This is a genomic window from Dactylosporangium vinaceum, from assembly GCF_019904175.1.
GTDB classification, from domain to species: domain Bacteria; phylum Actinomycetota; class Actinomycetes; order Mycobacteriales; family Micromonosporaceae; genus Dactylosporangium; species Dactylosporangium vinaceum.
Genome location: NZ_CP061913.1, coordinates 11,489,960 through 11,507,398, shown reverse-complemented (window position 1 = coordinate 11,507,398; position 17,439 = coordinate 11,489,960). Strand labels below are relative to the sequence as shown.

Sequence of the window (17,439 nt, the reverse complement as noted above, 5' to 3'; positions counted from 1 at the left end):
GCGCACCGAGGGCCTGCGCGCGACCCGTCGCGTGCGTGCTGCCTGACGACCAGCGCGTGTAAAGGACCACGGCGATGAGCGGGCGTTCGCCTGAAGGAGCTTGGTGACACCCATCGAGATCACGTTCGTTCGGCGGTTCGGAGCCTGCACCCCACGTACCGCCGATTGGAGGGCAGGCCGGTGACCGCGGCACCCTCCCTTGCACCAGCCGATGCCGTGCGGTCGGCCACCGGCACGACAGATCGGCGGGAACGTCCTCGGCTGCCCGACCTCCGGGACTATCAGACGGCTGGAGGGGCGGCAGCCGTCAGCGCGCTCCGCACCGGCGGGCGAGGCCAGTACCTGTCGGCGTGCGGCACGGGCAAGACCCTCGTCGCGGTCCACGCCGCGGTCGAGCTCGTCCAGGACGGGCCGGTGGTCATCGCCTGTCCGTCACTGGGGCTGATCGCGCAGACCCTGGCGGTGTGGGCCCACACCGGCGCGGCGCAGGACCTGCTCGCGGTGTGCAGCGACGCAACGGTCCGAGACGCCGCCGTTCGCGTAACCGCGCAACTGGCCTGCGACGTCACCACGGACACGGCCGTGATCGTCGCGTTCCTGCGCCGGTCTGCTCCCGGGCGGCGACTGATCCTGACGACGCACGTCTCGGCGCACCTGGTCGGTGCCGCGCTCGCCGCCGCGGGGACCGTGTCTGAGCTGCTCGTCATCGATGAGGCACACGAAACGACCGGACGGGTCGACACCGACGTCGCCGCGATCCACGACGACGATCGGTTCCCGGCACGGCGGCGGCTGTACATGACCGCGACACCGCGCATCCTGGGCACCGATCGGCGCGGCCGGGTCGACGATGCGGCGCTGCTGTCGATGGACGACCAGAAGGTATTCGGGCCGGTCCTGTCCCGCTACAGCACCGCCCGGGCCATCGCCGACGGGTGGCTCGACGACTACCGCATCGTCGCCGTCGGCATCACCAACCGCGAGGTGATGCAGCTGCTGCACGCCACCGGCCGCGAAGCCCTCAACGACGACGGTCTCGCCACGACCCGCACCGTGGTGCTGCAACTGGCGCTGATCCGGGCGGCAGCCGAGTTCGGGCTGCGCCGGATGCTCGTCTTCGACACCGGCATCGAGGCCAGCCGCGAGTTCGCCCGGACCCTGCCCACGACCGTGCGGGCCGTCGAGGCGGCCGGCGGGGAACTGCCACCTGGCCCGCTCACGACCGGCCACGTCGACGGGCAACAGACCGTCGCGCAACGGCGCATCCACCTCGAGCACCTCACCGCCCCGCCACAGGACGGATGGACGGTCGTGTCGAACGTGCGCTGCCTGAGTACCGGCGTTGACGTGCCCGCCGTCGACGGGGTCGCGTTCGCCGGACAGCGCCGCGCCACGATCGAGGTCATCCAGGCCGTCGGCCGGGCGCTGCGCCGCAGCGTCGGCGGCTCCGGCACAGCCACCATCCTGCTGCCCATCCTGCTGCCCGATCTCGTACCCGACGGGCAGCACCGCACGTCGGACAGCGGCACCACGGACGCCGACCTCGGCGCTTGGGAGACGGTGTGCCAGATCCTGCGGGCTCTACGCGCCCACGACGAGGTCCTCGGCGACGAGCTCGACACGCGCCGCCGCAGTGCGTGCACCGGCCGGGCCGAACTTCCGGCCCGCGTCCTGCTCCGCCTGCCCGACGGCTACGCCACCGAGGACCTGGTCCAGCACATCACGCTGCGGATCCTGGAAGGCACCACCTCGGACTGGCTGGTCGGCTACACCGCCCTGCACGCGTTCCACACCCGGCACGGTCACGTCCGCGTCCCGACCGGCCACCGCGAACACGACATCTGGCTGGCCCGCTGGATCGGCCAACAACGCGCCGCCGCCAAAGCCGGGCACCTACCCGCCGACCGCCGCCAGCTGCTGACCAACCTCGGTCTGGACCTGGACCCGTACGAGACGGCCTGGCAGCAAGGACTGGCCGCCGCGACCGCCTTCCACCGCGAACACGGCCACCTCAACGTGCCGACCGGACACCATCGCGACGGCGTCGACCTCGCCGCCTGGCTGCTGCGACGCCGCGGTGATTACCAACGCGGAACCCTGACACCGGCCAGGGCTGCTGCGCTCACCGCGATCGGCATGATCTGGAAGACGAAGGCCACCTGGGCGGAGGGGTTCGCCGCCGCGCAGGCGTTCCACCGCGAGCACGGCCACCTTCGGGCACCGAACGGCACGATCATCGACGGCATCGACGTACACCACTGGCTGACGATGCGGCGGGTCGACGTCCGCGAGGGGCGCCTCACCGCCGCCAACCGGGCCCGGCTCGACGCCATGGGCATGATCTGGAATCTGCGGGAGCAGCAGTGGTGGGAGCAATTCGCCGCGCTGGAACGGTTCCACGCCCGGGAGGGGCACCTGCGAGCGCGTACCGGCGACCGCCACGACGGGGTCGTGCTGTCCCGGTTCATGCTCAAGATGCGCAAGGACCACGACGAGGGCCGGCTCACCGCCGACCAGATCGCCGCCGCCGACGCCCTCGGCATGAACTGGCAGATCACCGGCCGCCGCTACCAGCCCGGCCGGCCCCGCCGCGCCGGTCCGGTTCCCAGGCAACCGGGTCGAGCACTCGAGCACCTCGGCCCGCTCGGGACGGACGTCAGGCGTGACGTGCCCGAGCGACTGGCCCCGCCGGACGACCGGCACCCGCCAGGAGCGCCGCCATGACGCGTCGAGCCGCTGTACAGCCACCGTTCCGCGTTGTGCTCCTGCTTGCCGGGCGGGGATGTCGTTCGGCGGGCCGAGGCCCTCTGCAGCGTGACGTCTGCCGCTCAACGGTCCCGACCGCCGTTCCGCGCGACGAGGCGGCCCTCGGCACCGGCCGTGCGACCGACGCGTTCCCCCCGCTTCCTCATCCTGGAGTGATCCATGCCTGTCGCTATGACCCACTTCCTGCGACTCGGGTTGCGTCGCCGTAGGCCGGCGGGCGTGAGCCGGCGGTGGTGTCTGTGTGTGGCCACCGTGGTTGGTGCCGTCGCTGTGGTGCCGCCGGTCGTGCCGGCACCGTCGACACCCGCGGCCTCCGCGGCGGCGCGGACCCTGGCCCAGATGCGGCCGATACCCTCGATGTGCCAGTGGGCCGCCTCGACGCTGCGCGGGACCGGCTCGGCGTCGCCGCTGCTGCGTCAGCCCGCCGCGGCGGGAGCTGGCCCCCTGGCGGCGGTGAGCCTGCAACTACCGGCGGGTGGGCCGGTGCTCGGCGGTGAGCCGGTCTGGCTGCGGCCCGGCCGGTACACCTACTTCGTCGTGCGATACCTCCAGTACGACCAGCACCCGTGGCGAAACCGCTCGACGGGACCGTGGTACTACCCGCTGCAGCAGAGCGACGTCGCGACGTGGCAAGCCGCCGACGGGGCGACCGTGCGGCACCTGACCTACCGGTGGAACCTCGACGACCCGCACGTATACCGCGGATGGAGCGCCGACCCCGCCGTCCGCAGGCCGCCACCGGACCGGACCGATCCGCTGTGGATCGCCGCCAACGGATGGTCCACCGACCCCGCCGAACTGGCCGAGCAGGTGGCGATGTGGGATCCGGACGACCGGCGCCTGACCTACCTGCTGCAGGGCATCGAGTCGCGCTACCGCCGCCTGCTGCCCACCATCACGCAGCACGCCGCCGCGCTCGCCGTGCTGTGCACCACGCCGGGACTGCACCTCGACGGGCCGGCGGTCGACCAGGCCGGCCGCCCCGGCATCGCCGTGTCCGGCGACCACCACTACGACAGCGACTCCGTCGACCGAGCAGTGCTCATTCTCGACCCGAACACCTGGCGACCCCAGGCACTCACCGTCACCCGGTCCGGCAGCACCGTCCCCTGGGCCACCGACCGCAGCTACCTGCTGCTGGACGCCGGCTACCGCATCGTGACCTGAACACCCGCGCCGAGCGCGGACCGTCGGCCCGGCTCCCGATGCGCGGGCAGCAGGGAGCCGACCCGGGCCCGCTCCTGCCTGGCGGCAGCGTCAGCACGACCTGGGCGGCAGGTTACGACTGTGCGGCGGTCGCCTCGCCCGCAACCGCTGCCTCCCACTGCGTGCGGGCGCCTTCCTGCGGTCCGCGCGTCTCGCGCAGCCGGAACGTCCGACCGGCGTGGACGGTGGCGGCGTAGTCGCGCAGGTTCCCGATCTCGGCGCCGGTGAAGCCGTTGGCCGCGGCCCACGCCGCGAGTCGGGTCGGGTCGGGCAGGTAGCCGCCGCGGTGCAGCTCCTGCAGCGTGAGCACGGCGTAGGACTTGTCCTCGGCCTGGAGCAGGGCGTTGTTGTGGTTGACCGCCCTGGCGACCTTCGTCATCGCGTAGACCGCGACGGCGTGCAGCGGCTCGGCCGGCGGATGTGCCTCGCCGGTCGTGACGTGGGTGGCGCCCAGGTCGGCGAGCCACGCCTCGCAGAACTCGTCCCCGTTCTCGATCACGCACAACGCGGTGACCTTGTTGACGAACTCGTCGATCAGCGCCCCGATCACCGTCTCGGTCGGCTGCGGCGCGAGTACCGCACCCCGGGCGGACGCTCCCCGACGCTGCGACAGGCTGACCGTGCGCGTCGAGGCGGCCAGCCGGCCCAGCGCCGTACCCGCCGACGGGCTGCCGGACGCGACCAGGAGACAGCGTTCGCCCGGCTGCGCTTCCAACCAGCCGGCGCCGAGCTCGACGTCCTCGGGGTACGGGGTGTCGAACGGCACGTAGTACACCGGGTAGCTGATCTTGCGTTCGAACACGTACCCTCCAATGTTGACGAACCAATCCAAATCCTACCCGATCGTGCAATATCGACTTTCGTCGTTTGCTCGCGATGCCGACCGCGGCAGTGTCACGGCCTGCAGTCAGAGGGTTGAACAGTTCCGAACGGTGGCGGGGTAGGCCTGGACGACGAAACCGGCCCCTCCCACCTTGCGTGAGAGGGGCCGGTCTTCGTGCGCGGGGCGGACGCCGCTGCGGAGCGCGGGTCGTTCGCGACGCCGGGTTCAGGCGGCGCGGGGTTTGCGGGGGATGAGGTCGCCGACGGTGTCGGCGTGGGCGCGTTGGAACTCCAGCAGCACGGAGGTGTAGGTGTCCGAGGTGAGCGCGGCGTTGGCGTGGCCGAGCGTCTCCTGGACCTCTTTGATGTCGGCGCCCCCGGCGCGCAGGAAGGTGGCGGCGCAGTGGCGCAGGTCGTGCAGCCGGACCGGCGGCAGTCCGCTGGCGTCGACGAGGGCGTCGAAGCGCTTGCTGACGGTGTCCGGGTGCCACGGCTGGCCGTCGGGGCGGACGAAGAACCGGCCGGTGTCGGGCCAGTCGTCGCCGCACACCTGCTGCCAACCGCTGCGGCGGGTCAGGTACTCGCGTAGGACGGTGATGGTGGAGGGGCCGAGCGGCATGACCCGTTCCCCGGCGTCGCTCTTGACGTCCTTGGTGACCGGCTTGTATCCGACCGCGGTGATCTGCTCGGCCACGGTGAGGTGGGCGTCGTCGAGGTCGACGTCGAAGTCGCGCAGCCCGATCGCCTCACCGCGGCGCAGGCCGCGGTGCAGGATGAGCACGAACATCGCGTAGAGCATGATGTCGTGCGACTCGGCGTGGTCGAGAAACTCTCCGGCCTGGGCCGGGGTCCACACCATCACCGGGCTCGGGCGCTCGCCGGTGGTGCGCCACCGCTCAACGGCCTTCGGCGTCCACACCTTGGGTGTCGGCGGCTTCCCGGACGGTAGCTCGATGCCGATCGCGGGGTTGGTGGGGATGAGCTTGGCCTTGCGTACGCAGTCGTTGAGGGCCTTGCGCAGCGTGGCGAGCAGCCGCTGCATGCTGGCCGGTCCCATCGGCCGAACGCCGTTGACGGTGGCGCGGACGGCGGGGTCGGGGCTGGCTTTCGCGGCGACGATGTCGGCGTTGCGTTGGTCGAGGTTGGTGAACATGGCGGTGATGTGCCGGTCGGCGAGGGCCTGGATGGGCACGGCGCCGAGGTGCGGGACGAGGTAGTTGGTGATGTGGTCGCGGTAGCTACGCATGGTGTGCGGGGACAGCCCGCGCCGCCCGTCGATCCACTGGGTCAGGTAGTCGCCGGTGGTCGTCGCCGCCGACGCGGGTACCCCGGCGCGCAGGCGGGCGGTGATTGTGGCCGGGTCGGGCAGCGCCTCGCCCCGGCCGGTGTTCCAGATCAGGTCGCTGATCTGGAAGGCGACGTTCCAGTCGCCCTTGGCGAGGTCGAGCAGGGCCTTGACGTGATCGCGCATGGCGTTGGCGTCATCACGGCCGTCGAACCCGCCGCGGCGGAACGGCCGCCGCTTCTCGCCGGGCCGTGTCGGCAGTTCGATCTGGTACGCCCAGCTGCCGTGGGTGGGGTGCCACCCGCCGCCGGCGCGGCGCAACTTCGGGCATTTTCCGTTCAGCATCTTGCCGTTGGCGTCCTTGCATCCGCAGCGTTTGTAGACGGATCCCTCTGGGATGGTGTTCACGGAACTCCTCGGGTCGGTGCGGCCCGCAGCGGCTGCGGGCCGGAGCGTCTGATTTCGTCGTGGTGATCGACGCTCGACTGCGGCGGCACGATCAAGTCGTCCACCGAACCCGATCCGCCGGACCGGTCCGGCTCGGTGACCGGGTCGGTGACGGTGTCCGGTGCGGTGGGCAGGTGCAGCGCGGCGAGGATGGCGGCGACCGCGACGCGGTAGCGGTTGCCGACGCGTAGCACCGGGACCGGGAACTGCCCGTCGCGGGCGAGCTGATAGGCCAGGGCACGGCCGAGCCCGAACACCTTCGCCGCGGTCGGGAGGTCGGTGACGACGCCGAGTTCGCGGATGCGCTCCGCGGTCCACGGCCCGTCGTCGCGGCGGGCGGGCGTCGACGGCTGCGGCGGTGCGGGGGGTGTCGTCGGCAAGTTGTGGAAGGAAGGGGTCGTGGTCACGAGGCCACTCCATTCAGCGGTGATGGGGATGGACGAGGGTCGACGGGGCTGCGCCGTCGACGGGGTGACATGGTCGGCTGCGGGTGTGCCATGCTGCCGATATGGCTGGGAAGGTGTACCGCCCGGACCACACGGCGCACATCCGCGCCGACCTGGCGCGCTCGGCGATGTATTTCGGGACCGGGCTGGCCGTCGTGTTGGCCGCGGCGGTGACGACGGTGTTGATCTTGCAGGTGGCCGACGGGACGGCAGCGCCGGCGTGGCTGATCCGGACGTTGTGGGTCGTCGGCTCGTTCGCCGTCACTGTCTCGCTGGTGGGGCTGTTGCTGACCCTGGTCCGCTGGTTGGTGTATCTGCGCCGGCGGGCGGAGCTCGACGCCGCAGGCGCGGAAGCCGTCGGTGAGGTGTACGCCCGGATGGCGGACCGGCGCCGCGAGCCGTAGACCGTCAGCGCGGCCCGGACTGGTCCGGTGCTTCGGCATTGACCTGCTCGAGCCAGCCCAGCAGCTGCGGAAGGTTCCGCCGCGGCCCGTACGCGAGGTGCGTGCCGTCGGCGGAGTGCGCGCCGATCGCTGCGGCGTACCGCAACCGGCGCAGGCTGTTGACGCGACCGACGTGGACCTGCAGGCCGAGGGAGCGGGCGTGGGAGGCGACTTCGGCGGCGGCCGGGCCGAGTTTCCACGCCGTCGTCCCGCCGATGAACACTGCGTCGAACAGCGACCAGTCGATGTCGAGATGTTCGAGGCCGTCCTGAGCGACGAGCGCCGCCGGGAAGCCGAGCGCGCGGATGCGGGGCAGGACGGGCCGGGACCGGGTCCAAGTCGCCGCGGCGTCGGCGACGACGTCGGGTGCGGTCGCCAGCGCGCACCGTCCGCGGTGGACGGCGCGGGCGGAAAGCCACGCCAGATACGCCTCGTCGCCCGGGTACCGACCGGTGAACGCGGCGTTGTCGGCGATCCAGTCGACGCCGGGCTCGACCCGGTTCCCGGCGGCCGGGGTCGCGATCTGCCCGAGCAGCCCGGCCCGCATCGCCTCACGAACCGCCGGGCCGGAGGCGGTGGCGTAGTACCGCACGGGCGGTCCAGACGACGGCGACGGGGATGGCGGTGGTCAACGCCTTGACCCACAGCTGGCCGGGCAGCGCCGCCCAGACCGGCAGGCCGGCCAGGGTGAGGAACACGATGGTGTCCAGCGGGGCGCCGACGGCGTTGGACGCCAGCACCGCCCGGACGAGGCCACGGCGGCGCAGCGGCTGGTACACCGCCAGGTCGGCCAGCTCCGACACCGCGAACGCGGTCGCCGACGCCAGCGCGAGGCGCGGCCCGGCCAGTCCGGCGCTGAGCAGCGCCCCGGCGGCGATGCACACCAGGACCGCAGGGCCGCCGGCAACGTCATGGACCCAGTCGCGGGCCAGCAGGGTCACCCCGGCGGCAGCGGTCCCGGCGGTCGCCGTCAGCCCGAAGCCGACGGGGACCAACCCGAAGACGGCGGTCAGGACGTTGGCGGCCACGACGGTGGCGACGAAGGCCAGGACCGGCGCCACCATTGCCGGTGCACTGCGGTGGGACCCGCGCACTGTGGCGCTGGCCGGATCGGCGGCGTATGGGCGGGAGGTCGTAGTCACGGACGAAGTCCTTTCAGGGCAGTGAATGCGCCAGTAGGCCACCGCGCCGACGACGCAGTGGCCTACTGGAAGATCCGATTGGGATGCGGTGGTGTCGCGAGTGCGGTGTAGCCGGTCAAGTGGTCTCGGCAGGACGTGGGCGACCATCTCGGTCCATGCCAACGCCGAGGACGCTGGGATCCTCGTCGAAGCAGAAGTCGAGGTAGTGCCCCCCGTCCCCCTCAGCGTCGCCGTAGCCGTCGAGGAAGGTCCAGCTGGTGGCGGTCGCCACGCCCGCGCGCCGGCGCTGCGGATACAGCACGAGGCGCGCGGGGGACCTCGGGAAACGGGCCGCGATCGAGCGGCGTGATCAAGTCGGTGCGTGCCACCGCTGGCGGGCGATGCCGGCGGTGCCGTGGTCGGTGCGGGGGCGGCTGGGTCTGGACCAGCCCGGTGCGGGTGGTAGCTGCGCGACGATGTGCCAGCCGGCGGCGCGGAGGCTCGCGCCGGACTCGCCCGTCTGGGTGTAGGTGATCAGGCGGCGGTAGCCGAGGGCTTTGGCCGCGGTCCAGGCGGCGGCGTACAACTTCGAGCACGCATTGGGCGTCTCGTCGGTGGTCATTCGGACCACCTCGAGGGTGTGGCCGTCATCGAGCAGCCGGGCGACCGGCCGGCCCACCATCGCCACCCCGACGAGCTGGTCGCCGATGGCGACGCCCACGGAGAACTTGTGTCCGCGGGGCGGGCGATAGTGGCGATGGTGGGCCTCGACGAATGCGCATGCCTGGGCGAAGGTGACCGGCACCAGCCGCAGCCGCAGCCGGGCCACCGCGACGGAGTCTTCGACGGTGCGCGTAACGGCGTGGGTGACGGTGTCCGTGCTGATCTCCGTACTGATCTCCGTACCAAGGTTCGTGTCGCCCATCAGCTCGGCCTGTCGTCGGGCGGCAGGTGCGGGCGGAGCCGCCGCCATGCTTCGTCGTGGAACGCCGGGTTGACGTCGACGCCGAGGTAGCGGCGGCCCAGCTGCAGGGCGGCGAGACCGGTGGTGCCCGCGCCGGAGAACGGGTCCAGCACGACGCCACCGGCGGGGCAGCCGGCGGCGATCGCCCGCAGCGGCAGGTCGATCGGAAACGGCGCGACGTGTGCGCCGTGGTACGGGCGGGTCGCGATCGTCCACACGTCGCCGGGGTTGCGGCCCCGGACGTTGGCGGCGGTGTGGGCGTGCCCGAGCGGCACCAGGTTGCTGCCGCTGGCCTTGGCCGGTTGCGTGCCGTCCGGCTGCTTGCCGCCGGGATTGTGCTTGCCGTAGCGGCTGCCGCGGCGGCGGGCGGTCGACCCGACCCCGCCGGTGGCGCCTTTGCGGGCGCCGCCGAAGACCCGGCTGCCGTCAGCGGCGTGGGGCCGCGCGAGCGGCACCCGGATCGGATCGAGGTCGAAGAAGTACCGCTGCGAGCGGGTCAGCAGGAACAGCAGTTCGTGGCTGGCGGTCAGCCGGTCCCGTACCGACTCCGGCATCGGGTTCGGCTTCGACCAGATGATCGCGTTGCGCAGCCACCAGCCGGAACGTTGCAGCGCGAACGCCACCCGCCAGGGCACCCCGTTGAGGTTCTTCGCCGCCAGCTCACCACCAGCAGCCGCACCACGAAGCGGTCCGCCGCCCACCCCCGCGTCATCGACGCGGGGGCGGGTACGGCGAGCGCCGGTGGCGTAGCTGTCGCCGAGGTTGAGCCAGACCGTGCCGGTCGGGGTGAGGACGCGCCACACCTGGTCGAACACGGCGACCAGCCGCGCGACGTAGTCCTCGACGGTGGCCTCCAGGCCGTACTGCGGATCGGTCCACACCGCCTGGCAGGCCGGGCATCGCGTCCCGGCCGCGGGCGTTCGGACCCGATGCGGGCAGCCGGGGTCGCCGCCGCTCCAGCGGCCGGTGCCGTAGTCCCGCAGCTGCCAGAACGGCGGTGAGGTGACGACGCACTCGACGCTGGCGTCCGGCATCGCGGCGAGCACCTCGGCGGCGTCGCCCAGATACAGCGCCGCCGGGGCGGCGCGCCGGTACTCGTACCCGGACAACGCAGCATCGCCGTCGGACGGCGACGTCATCGGGCCGGTGCTCATGCCGGCACCGCCCAGCGTTGGGTGTCCAGTAGCAGGCACAGCGCGGCGGCGGCCTGCTGCGGGACAACGCCGTTGCCGAGGACCCGCAGGGCGCGGGTGCGGGGCAGCCCGAGCTGCGGGTCGGTGACCCACAGCTCGGGCAGCCCCATCAGCCACTCGACGAACGGCGGCGCAAGCACGGGTTTGCCGTGCCTGCCGGGCTGCGACGGGTCCGGCACCGGCCGGCCGAGCAGCAGTTCCCAGCGGGCGACGGCGGTGGCGTACTCGCCCCAGCGCCCTTCGTCGAGCATGCCGAGCTGCGCCGATGGTTCGGTGGCCAGCCCGGCGATGGTGGTGGTCAGGTCTTCCCCGCCGTCGCCGTGGTGGTTGGCGCCGTGGCCGTCGGAGGCGCGAGGTGTGGGCAGGAACCGCACCGCGGTCGACGGCAGGGTGAGATCGCCGTGCGAGCCGCGCTGCCCTGGGCAGCCTTTGCTGCCGTCGGTGGCCCGTGGGGTGGGCAGCAGCCGCGCCGCGTCGGTCAACGTCCGGCCGGCGTGCCCGACGAGCGGGACGGTCCGCCCGGCGGTGGCGTTGGCCGAGGATCGGCTGTCCGCCACCGTCGGGGTCGGCAACAACTGCCCGCGGGCGAGGCTGTCCAGACTGGGTCGAACAGCCGCGCCCGCTGACGGCGACTGGTTGGTGCCGTACGGCACCGCGGTCGGGGTAGGCAGCAGGTGATGGCGGGTACCGCCGGGCTCGATCAGGTCGGGCAGCCCGTACGGTAGGCCGACACCGCGCCCGTCACGGGCGCAGGGCGTCGGCAACGTCGGCACCCTTGCCGGCACCTGGTCTGAGCCGGTGCTGGTCGGCGGCCAGCAGGAACAGCCGGTCGCGGCGGTGGGCGGCGCCGATGTCGGACGCGCGTAGGCACTGCCAGCGCGTGTCGTACCCGATCTCGGCCAGGTCGGCCTGGACGACGTCGAAGCCTCGGCGGAGGAGCGCGGCGACGTTCTCCACGAACACGAGTGGTGGTCGAAGGTGGCGAACGGCGTCAGCGACGGCGGTCCAGACGCTGGAGTGTTCGCCGGTGATCCCGGCGCGCTTCCCTGCATTCGAGATGTCCTGGCACGGAAACCCGGCGGTGAGGATCTCGACCGGTTCGACCGTGGCCCAGTCGACGGTGCGGATGTCGCCGAGGTTGGCGACGTCGGGCCAGCGGGCGGTGAGGACGGTGCGGGCGTGCGGGTCGGTTTCGGCGTACCAGGCGAGCTGGCCGCCGAGGACCCATTCGACGGCGAGGTCGAGCCCGCCGTAGCCGGTGCACAACGACCCGATCCGCGGCCCGCCGTGATACTCGCCGGCGGCGCCGGGGACTCGGGCTGTGCGGTTGTGGCCGGACGCGGCGCCGGTGGGATAGGCACTCACGCCACCTCCCGCACGCCGTCGCGCCCATCGCTTCGGCCAGCGAGCGGCTCGGCGGGGGCCTCGGTGGCCGGTTCGGTGGCGGAGTCGCTGGGGTGCGGGCAGGTCCACGGCCCGCACCCCGGAGCGTCACCATCACCGTCGCCGGTGTCGCTGATGGCCGATTTCGGTCGCAGGACGACCTGGTCGAGCGGCACCCGCTGCCGGTGCAGAAAGAACTGCCCGCGCAGCGGGTGCCCGTCGGCGTTGGCCCGGGCCGAGCCGTGCCGGATCGCGGCGTCGAACGCGACGGCGTCGGCCCACTCGGCCGGGCTGCCGGCCCACAGCGACGCCCAGAAATGATCATCGTGGAAAGGGCAACCGAGGCAACTGCTCTTGCCGACACCGGACAGACCGTGCTGCTCGAGGTAGGTCACGCAGTCGCCGCGCCGCCAGCCGAGGTCGAGCAGCGGGAAGACGTTGCGCATGTAGGCGACGTCGGCGTCGCGCGCCCGATGGACCTCATCGACCGAGATGCCGATGGCGATCTCGGCGACGACACCGGTCGGCACCCGCGCGGGGTGCGGGTAGCCGAGCCGTCGGCGTACCTCCGCCTTGATCGGTTTGATCTTGTACTCGGAGGTGCATTGCCGGCGCGCCATACCCCGTTCGCCACCCGGCCCGAGGGTGAACAGGGGCATGGAGGCGAAGCGGTGGGCGGGGTCAAGTGCGTCGGCGCGGATGTTGCCGGCCGACACCCGAACGACCGGAATCCCGGCCGGGACGGCGATCCGCTCCAGGCGGTCCAGCTGTTTGTAGACGGCGGAGGGCTCCCAGCCCGTGTCGGCGAACACCGCCGCGGTGAACGGCGGGATCTCGCCACGCGCGGCGAGCAGCAACACGGCCGAGCTCTGCACCCCGGCCCCGAGCGACAGGTAGCGGTGGCGGACGGTCATCGGCGCCCTCCGGGATCGTCCGAAGCGGACGTTCGGTCGCCGTCGCCGTCGTTCGGTGCGGCGTCCGGCTTGGCGAAGATGAGCACGTCCTCGTGCGCGATGAGGTGCATCGGCGTGCCCGCCGCCCGCGCCCGCCGCACCGACTGCAGCTGGAAGAACGATGGCCGGGCGACGAGCTGCCCGTCGCGGACCGCGGTGAGCAGTGCCACGCACCGCTCGGTCGGCACCAGGCCGGCGCGGATCCCGGCGCCGATCACCGCCGAGGGCAGGTCGACCAGCTCGCCGCGCTTGCGCCACGGCCTGGCCGTAACCACGACGGTCCCGCCCGGGCGCAGCAGCACCGCGCAGCCGCGCAGGATCTCCGCGAACCCGTCGGCGAGGCCGGTCAGGTCGCGGTAGGCGAGGTTGCCCTTGTCGGTGCCGTCGTTGTAGCGGTTGTCGCGGATGTCGAGCTCGTCACCGACGGCGACGTGCCCGTGCACGGTCGGCCCGTACGGCGGCGACGTCACCACGAGGGCGACCTGCCCGGCCAGGGCGGCCGGGACGAGGGACAGCAGCGCGGTGGCGTCACCGCGAATCACCCCGCCGCGTCCCGGCGCGCCCTGCTCACGGGCGTGACGCAGGTTGGCGTCGGCGATGTCGGACCACCGCGACTCGTACTCGATCCCGAGCGCGTCCCGGCCGGCGTGGACCGCCTCGACGAGGGTGGTCCCGATCCCGCACATCGGGTCCAGCACGAGGTCGCCCGGGTCGGTGTAGGCGTCGATGGCGTGCGCGGCGATCGCCGGCAGCATCCGCGCCGGATGCGCGGTCGAGTCCGGCACATACCGGCCGCGGCGCTGCACCGGACCGGTGCGCTGCGCCGTCGCCCACACCGACAACCGCGCCGCGGCGGCGGCAGCGGCGTGCAGCGCGGCAAGGTCGGCCGTGCCGTCGGCCGGGGCGCCGGAGGGCTCCCCACGGTGCTCGGGGTGGTCGCGGCCGGGCTCGTCCGGGTCGGCGGCGGCGATGACGGTGCGGGTCTTAGCCACGTCGGCCACCACCCTCGCGACCCTTCCCGCCACCGTCGCTGCTGCCGTCCCCGCCAGAGCGGGTGGTGCGGCGGCGGGTGCGGGCCGGCGGGACCTGGCTGGGAGTGAAGACCAGCAGGTCGGCGTGCACCCGCAGATGCGCCACCGCCCAGGTCTGGCCCTCGGACTGCGCGCGGGCCTTCGACAGGGCGAGCAGCTCCTCGTCGTCGACGTGGTAGACGAACGTGTCGCCGTGCTCGCCGCCGATGTCGGCGGAGACGGCGACGATGTGCTGCAGGTACCCCAGCCCGGTGCGGGCCGCGGCGTCGACGATCGGGGAGAAGTCCTCCGGGGTCACGCCGCGACCTGCCGCATCCCCCGTCGTTGCGGCCGGGTGCCCGGCGGGCACGGCGACGACGAGGACGAGGCAGCCGCCGGGCCGCAGCAGTTCACGGCAGGCGGTCAGCAGCCAGGCCAGCCGGACCCGGCCGGCGGCCGGGTCTGGGTCGAGGGGCCAGCTGGCGACGACCAGGCTGGTCTGCCCGGACAGCGACACACCGTCCGGGACCGGCGCGACGGGCGCGACCGAACCGTCGGCGGGCGGCAGGTCCGGGTCGGTGAGGTCGTCACCGAACCAGTCGGCCAGCGCCCACACCGGCTCGACATCGGCGAGCTCGCCGATGTCGTCGATGCCGGGTTCGTCACCGGCCGGGCCGGTGCGCACGGACCGGCCCGGGCTGGCGCCGTGGTGCAGCGGCCGACCGGTCGCGGCCTTGATGTCGGTGTCGGTCTCGTCGTCGACGCCGTCGTGCGCGCCTTCGCCGGTGGTGGCGGGGCCGATGATGAGGGACGCGACGTCGGTGAACCACGCGCGGTGGTGGCGCCGGTCGCCGGCGCCGCAGGCGGTGGTGAGGGCGTGGTCGTCGGTCAGGTCGACGACGGCCTCGCCCGTCCGGCTGTAGGCGGCCACGAGCCGCCGCGCCAGCCGGGCCGGGATGGACGCGCCGTGGTCGCCGCCGGCGCGGGCGGTGCGCCACACGCTGATCGGCACCGGCGGGTCACCGGCGACCAGGTCGACCAGCGGGCGGCCGTCGTCGTCACCGTCGAATGCGGCGTCGCGCTCGACGTCGGGCCCGGTGGCGGGTTCGGAGTTGGTGGGGTGGTTGGAGTGGTGCGGCGGGTGCGTCGTCATGTGACTGTCGGCTCCGCGCCGCGCCGGGAAGCGCTGACAACCCCCTATCCGGATCTGTGAGCCGTGGCGAACGCCCCCTCCCGATCACAGCCGCTCACAGTGACCGACACCCCACACACAGCAGCGCTGCGCACGCTCACAGCAACCGAACGTGACGGGCAACGGCACGGCGGCGCTCACAGCGGCCGTTTCTGTCAAGCCCCGCCCGCACACAGCCGCACACAACCCGCTCACACCGGCGACGCCCAGGATCACCAGCGGCCCGGCGCTCGCACACACAGCTGTCGCAGCCGCTCGCGACCCCGCGCCTTGAGCCGGACCGAAAAGGCGCGTCGCGCCCCACCGCCCCCTGGGCCGGATCGGCGCGTTGGCCGCGCGGTTGGCTGGTCCGGGAAAGCGACAGGTCGCCGGTGTTCGGGCGTCACATCGTCAGGATCGAGCCGATGACGGCGCTATGGAACGGCGGGGCGTCGACCGCGGCGCCGCGGTCGTGTCATCGACGGGCATCGTTGACATCGGCAGTGTCAATCGACATTCGTCGCTGTCATTGGATGGAGTGTCAATCGGTGATCTTCACTGTCACAACGCCGCGTCCGGCATGACGCCCAATCCCGGCGGGCTCCCCGCCGTCGCGGCTGTGGGCGGGTTGTGAGGGACTGTGAGCGGCGCGGCAGTCCACCGCGTGCGACGCCTGGCCAGACGGCGCGGGCGCCGCCGCTGCCGTGACACGGTCACCGCCGCCCCCGTGTCACAGCCCTTCCGGCGTGTCAATGCGCAGTTCGGGTGCTGTGACACGACGAAATGTCAACGATCACAGTCGATGTCAAAGATCGTGTGACACGACCGCCGCCGTGCCGGTGACACGACGGCCGACGGCGGTCCGCACGTGTCCTGAGCAGCACTGTGGGCGCCACGTGAGCGCCGTCTGGCGTACTGGCGCTCTCGGACGCCGCCGTGACATGTCGCCGGTGTCAATCCACGAACTTCACTGTCATAGGAGCTGTGACATGACTGTGTCCGCCACCGCCGCCCACCGCGCCGACCGTGACACCAGCCGCGACGTGCCCGATGACATCGGCACGGCGCCGCTCGCCGGCACCGCTGGCACTGCCGCCGATGACATCGCGGACGCCGCCAGCGACGGCGGGGCGTGGCCGTCGTCGCCGTTCGCGTGCGTCGACGCCGCGTTCACCGCGCTGACCAGCGAGCCGCATCCGCTGCGCATCGACCTGTCCCACCTCGACCCGGCCCTCGGCGTCCCGGCCGGCCCGATCAACCTCGCCGACCTGCGGACCTGGCTCGCCGAACACCGCCGGGACTGGCCGGCCCTGGACGCGGTCTGGCGGGAGCTGATCACCCGCGCCCGCCTCGACGGCCCGGCCTGGGTCGTCGCCGCGACCGCTCTCGCCCTGCCCGCCCTGGTCCGCGCCGCCGCCGACCTGGTCGCCGGCGGCTGGCGCGGCGACCCCGACGACGTCGACGCCGAAGTCCTCACCGGTTTCCTCACTGCCCTGCGCGACACCGTCGACACGGCGAGACCCGCCCCGTACGCCGGCCTGCGCCGCGCCGCCCAGCGCGCCGGACTGGCCCTGGTCGCCCAGCAGCGCGACGTCGTCCTCGTCGACGACATCGACGCCATCCCGGCCGGCCCCCGTACCCCGCACCGCCCCTGGGGCCACCCCGACCTCCTCGTTCGCCGCGCCGTCGAGCTCGGCCTGCTCGACCCCGGCGACGAACAGCCCTACATCGACACCCGGCTCGGCCGGCGAGCGATCGAGCCGATCGCCGCCCGCCTCGACGTGACCGTCGACGCGCTGCGGATGCGGCTGCGCCGCGTCGACGAACGCCTCACCCGCGCACTCGCCGACGGCATCCTCACCGGCACCGCCTCCCCGCAGGCCCAGCAGGCCCTGGCCCGCCAGGCCGAACACCGCCAGGCAACCCGCACCGCCGTCGCCGCCGACCCGAACCGCACACCCAGCCCCGTGCCCAGCCCCGTGTCCAGCGCTGCGCCGATGCAGCTCGCCGCCGCCTGCTGACGCCGGCCGGCCAGCAGCACACGCCGCACGGTCGAGATACCAGTCACTACGGGCCGTGCCGCCACACCCCTGACCCGGGTGCGGCGGCACGGCCCGCTCGCTGTCTGTGCGTCGCGTCGCTGCGCTCCGGGTGCAGGTGTGGCAGCGACGCCGTGCGCTCCACCCCCGGACAAGTCGCCATCGGTCGCGGTGTGAGTGGGCGGGTGCT

16 protein-coding genes are annotated in these 17,439 nt (G+C 73.0%); 4 read left to right on the top strand and 12 right to left on the bottom strand.

Going from position 1 to position 17,439, the window contains the following annotated elements:
- Positions 1-216: 216 nt before the first annotated feature.
- Both Dvina_RS51805 and Dvina_RS51800 read left to right on the top strand, forming a co-directional pair.
- Complete coding sequence (locus tag Dvina_RS51805) at positions 217-2,724, top strand: DEAD/DEAH box helicase (RefSeq protein ID WP_223099579.1); 2,508 nt, start codon at positions 217-219, stop codon at positions 2,722-2,724.
- Between the two features lie 285 nt (positions 2,725-3,009).
- The gene (locus Dvina_RS51800) at positions 3,010-3,933 is read left to right on the top strand and encodes a hypothetical protein (RefSeq protein ID WP_223099577.1); all 924 of its coding nucleotides are present in this window, start codon (positions 3,010-3,012) and stop codon (positions 3,931-3,933) included.
- 112 nt (positions 3,934-4,045) lie between these two features.
- On the opposite strand, the gene Dvina_RS51795 is transcribed toward Dvina_RS51800, so the two are convergent.
- The 3 genes from Dvina_RS51795 to Dvina_RS55020 form a co-directional block, all read right to left on the bottom strand.
- Positions 4,046-4,774: a hypothetical protein gene (locus Dvina_RS51795; RefSeq protein ID WP_223099575.1), complete on the bottom strand. Its 729-nt coding sequence runs from the start codon at positions 4,772-4,774 to the stop codon at positions 4,046-4,048.
- Between the two features lie 246 nt (positions 4,775-5,020).
- Positions 5,021-6,478 carry a tyrosine-type recombinase/integrase gene (locus Dvina_RS51790; protein ID WP_223106204.1) on the bottom strand — a complete coding sequence of 486 codons (1,458 nt, stop codon included), beginning with the start codon at positions 6,476-6,478 and terminating at the stop codon, positions 5,021-5,023.
- A 5-nt stretch (positions 6,479-6,483) separates the two neighbouring features.
- A complete protein-coding gene (locus tag Dvina_RS55020; protein ID WP_246655874.1) occupies positions 6,484-6,933 on the bottom strand; it encodes a hypothetical protein in 450 nt (149 codons plus the stop codon).
- A 101-nt stretch (positions 6,934-7,034) separates the two neighbouring features.
- Between Dvina_RS55020 and Dvina_RS51780 the strand changes: the two genes are divergently transcribed.
- Positions 7,035-7,376 (top strand): hypothetical protein, encoded by a 342-nt coding sequence (locus tag Dvina_RS51780; RefSeq protein ID WP_223099573.1) that lies wholly within the window; start codon positions 7,035-7,037, stop codon positions 7,374-7,376.
- Between the two features lie 4 nt (positions 7,377-7,380).
- Here the strand turns inward: Dvina_RS51780 and Dvina_RS51775 are convergent, their stop codons facing one another.
- The 9 genes from Dvina_RS51775 to Dvina_RS51735 all read right to left on the bottom strand — a co-directional run bounded on the left by Dvina_RS51775 (position 7,381) and on the right by Dvina_RS51735 (position 15,192).
- Positions 7,381-8,007, bottom strand: coding sequence for a hypothetical protein (locus Dvina_RS51775; RefSeq protein WP_223099571.1), 627 nt, complete (start codon positions 8,005-8,007; stop codon positions 7,381-7,383).
- Positions 7,967-8,557 carry a VUT family protein gene (locus Dvina_RS51770; RefSeq protein WP_223099569.1) on the bottom strand — a complete coding sequence of 197 codons (591 nt, stop codon included), beginning with the start codon at positions 8,555-8,557 and terminating at the stop codon, positions 7,967-7,969. The genes Dvina_RS51775 and Dvina_RS51770 overlap by 41 nt, the downstream gene beginning before the upstream one ends.
- 349 nt (positions 8,558-8,906) lie before the next feature.
- A complete protein-coding gene (locus Dvina_RS51765; protein ID WP_246655873.1) occupies positions 8,907-9,461 on the bottom strand; it encodes an XF1762 family protein in 555 nt (184 codons plus the stop codon).
- Positions 9,461-10,654, bottom strand: a complete 1,194-nt coding sequence (locus Dvina_RS51760; protein WP_223099566.1) for a DNA-methyltransferase — start codon at positions 10,652-10,654, stop codon at positions 9,461-9,463. Before Dvina_RS51760 ends, Dvina_RS51765 begins: the two co-directional genes overlap by 1 nt.
- Entirely contained in the window at positions 10,651-11,466 is an 816-nt protein-coding gene (locus Dvina_RS51755; RefSeq protein WP_223099564.1) for a hypothetical protein, read from the bottom strand. Before Dvina_RS51755 ends, Dvina_RS51760 begins: the two co-directional genes overlap by 4 nt.
- Positions 11,435-12,058, bottom strand: a complete 624-nt coding sequence (locus Dvina_RS51750; protein WP_223099563.1) for a DNA cytosine methyltransferase — start codon at positions 12,056-12,058, stop codon at positions 11,435-11,437. Before Dvina_RS51750 ends, Dvina_RS51755 begins: the two co-directional genes overlap by 32 nt.
- Positions 12,055-12,990, bottom strand: a complete 936-nt coding sequence (locus Dvina_RS51745) for an adenine nucleotide alpha hydrolase family protein (RefSeq protein WP_246655872.1) — start codon at positions 12,988-12,990, stop codon at positions 12,055-12,057. The genes Dvina_RS51750 and Dvina_RS51745 overlap by 4 nt, the downstream gene beginning before the upstream one ends.
- A complete protein-coding gene (locus Dvina_RS51740; protein WP_246656704.1) occupies positions 12,987-13,901 on the bottom strand; it encodes a TRM11 family SAM-dependent methyltransferase in 915 nt (304 codons plus the stop codon). Before Dvina_RS51740 ends, Dvina_RS51745 begins: the two co-directional genes overlap by 4 nt.
- Before the next feature lie 112 nt (positions 13,902-14,013).
- On the bottom strand, positions 14,014-15,192 hold the full coding sequence (locus Dvina_RS51735; protein ID WP_223099562.1) for a hypothetical protein: 1,179 nt from the start codon (positions 15,190-15,192) through the stop codon (positions 14,014-14,016).
- Positions 15,193-16,199: 1,007 nt separating this feature from the next.
- On the opposite strand from Dvina_RS51735, the gene Dvina_RS51730 reads away from it, so the two are divergent.
- Positions 16,200-17,231 carry a hypothetical protein gene (locus Dvina_RS51730; protein ID WP_223099561.1) on the top strand — a complete coding sequence of 344 codons (1,032 nt, stop codon included), beginning with the start codon at positions 16,200-16,202 and terminating at the stop codon, positions 17,229-17,231.
- Positions 17,232-17,439: the final 208 nt, after the last annotated feature.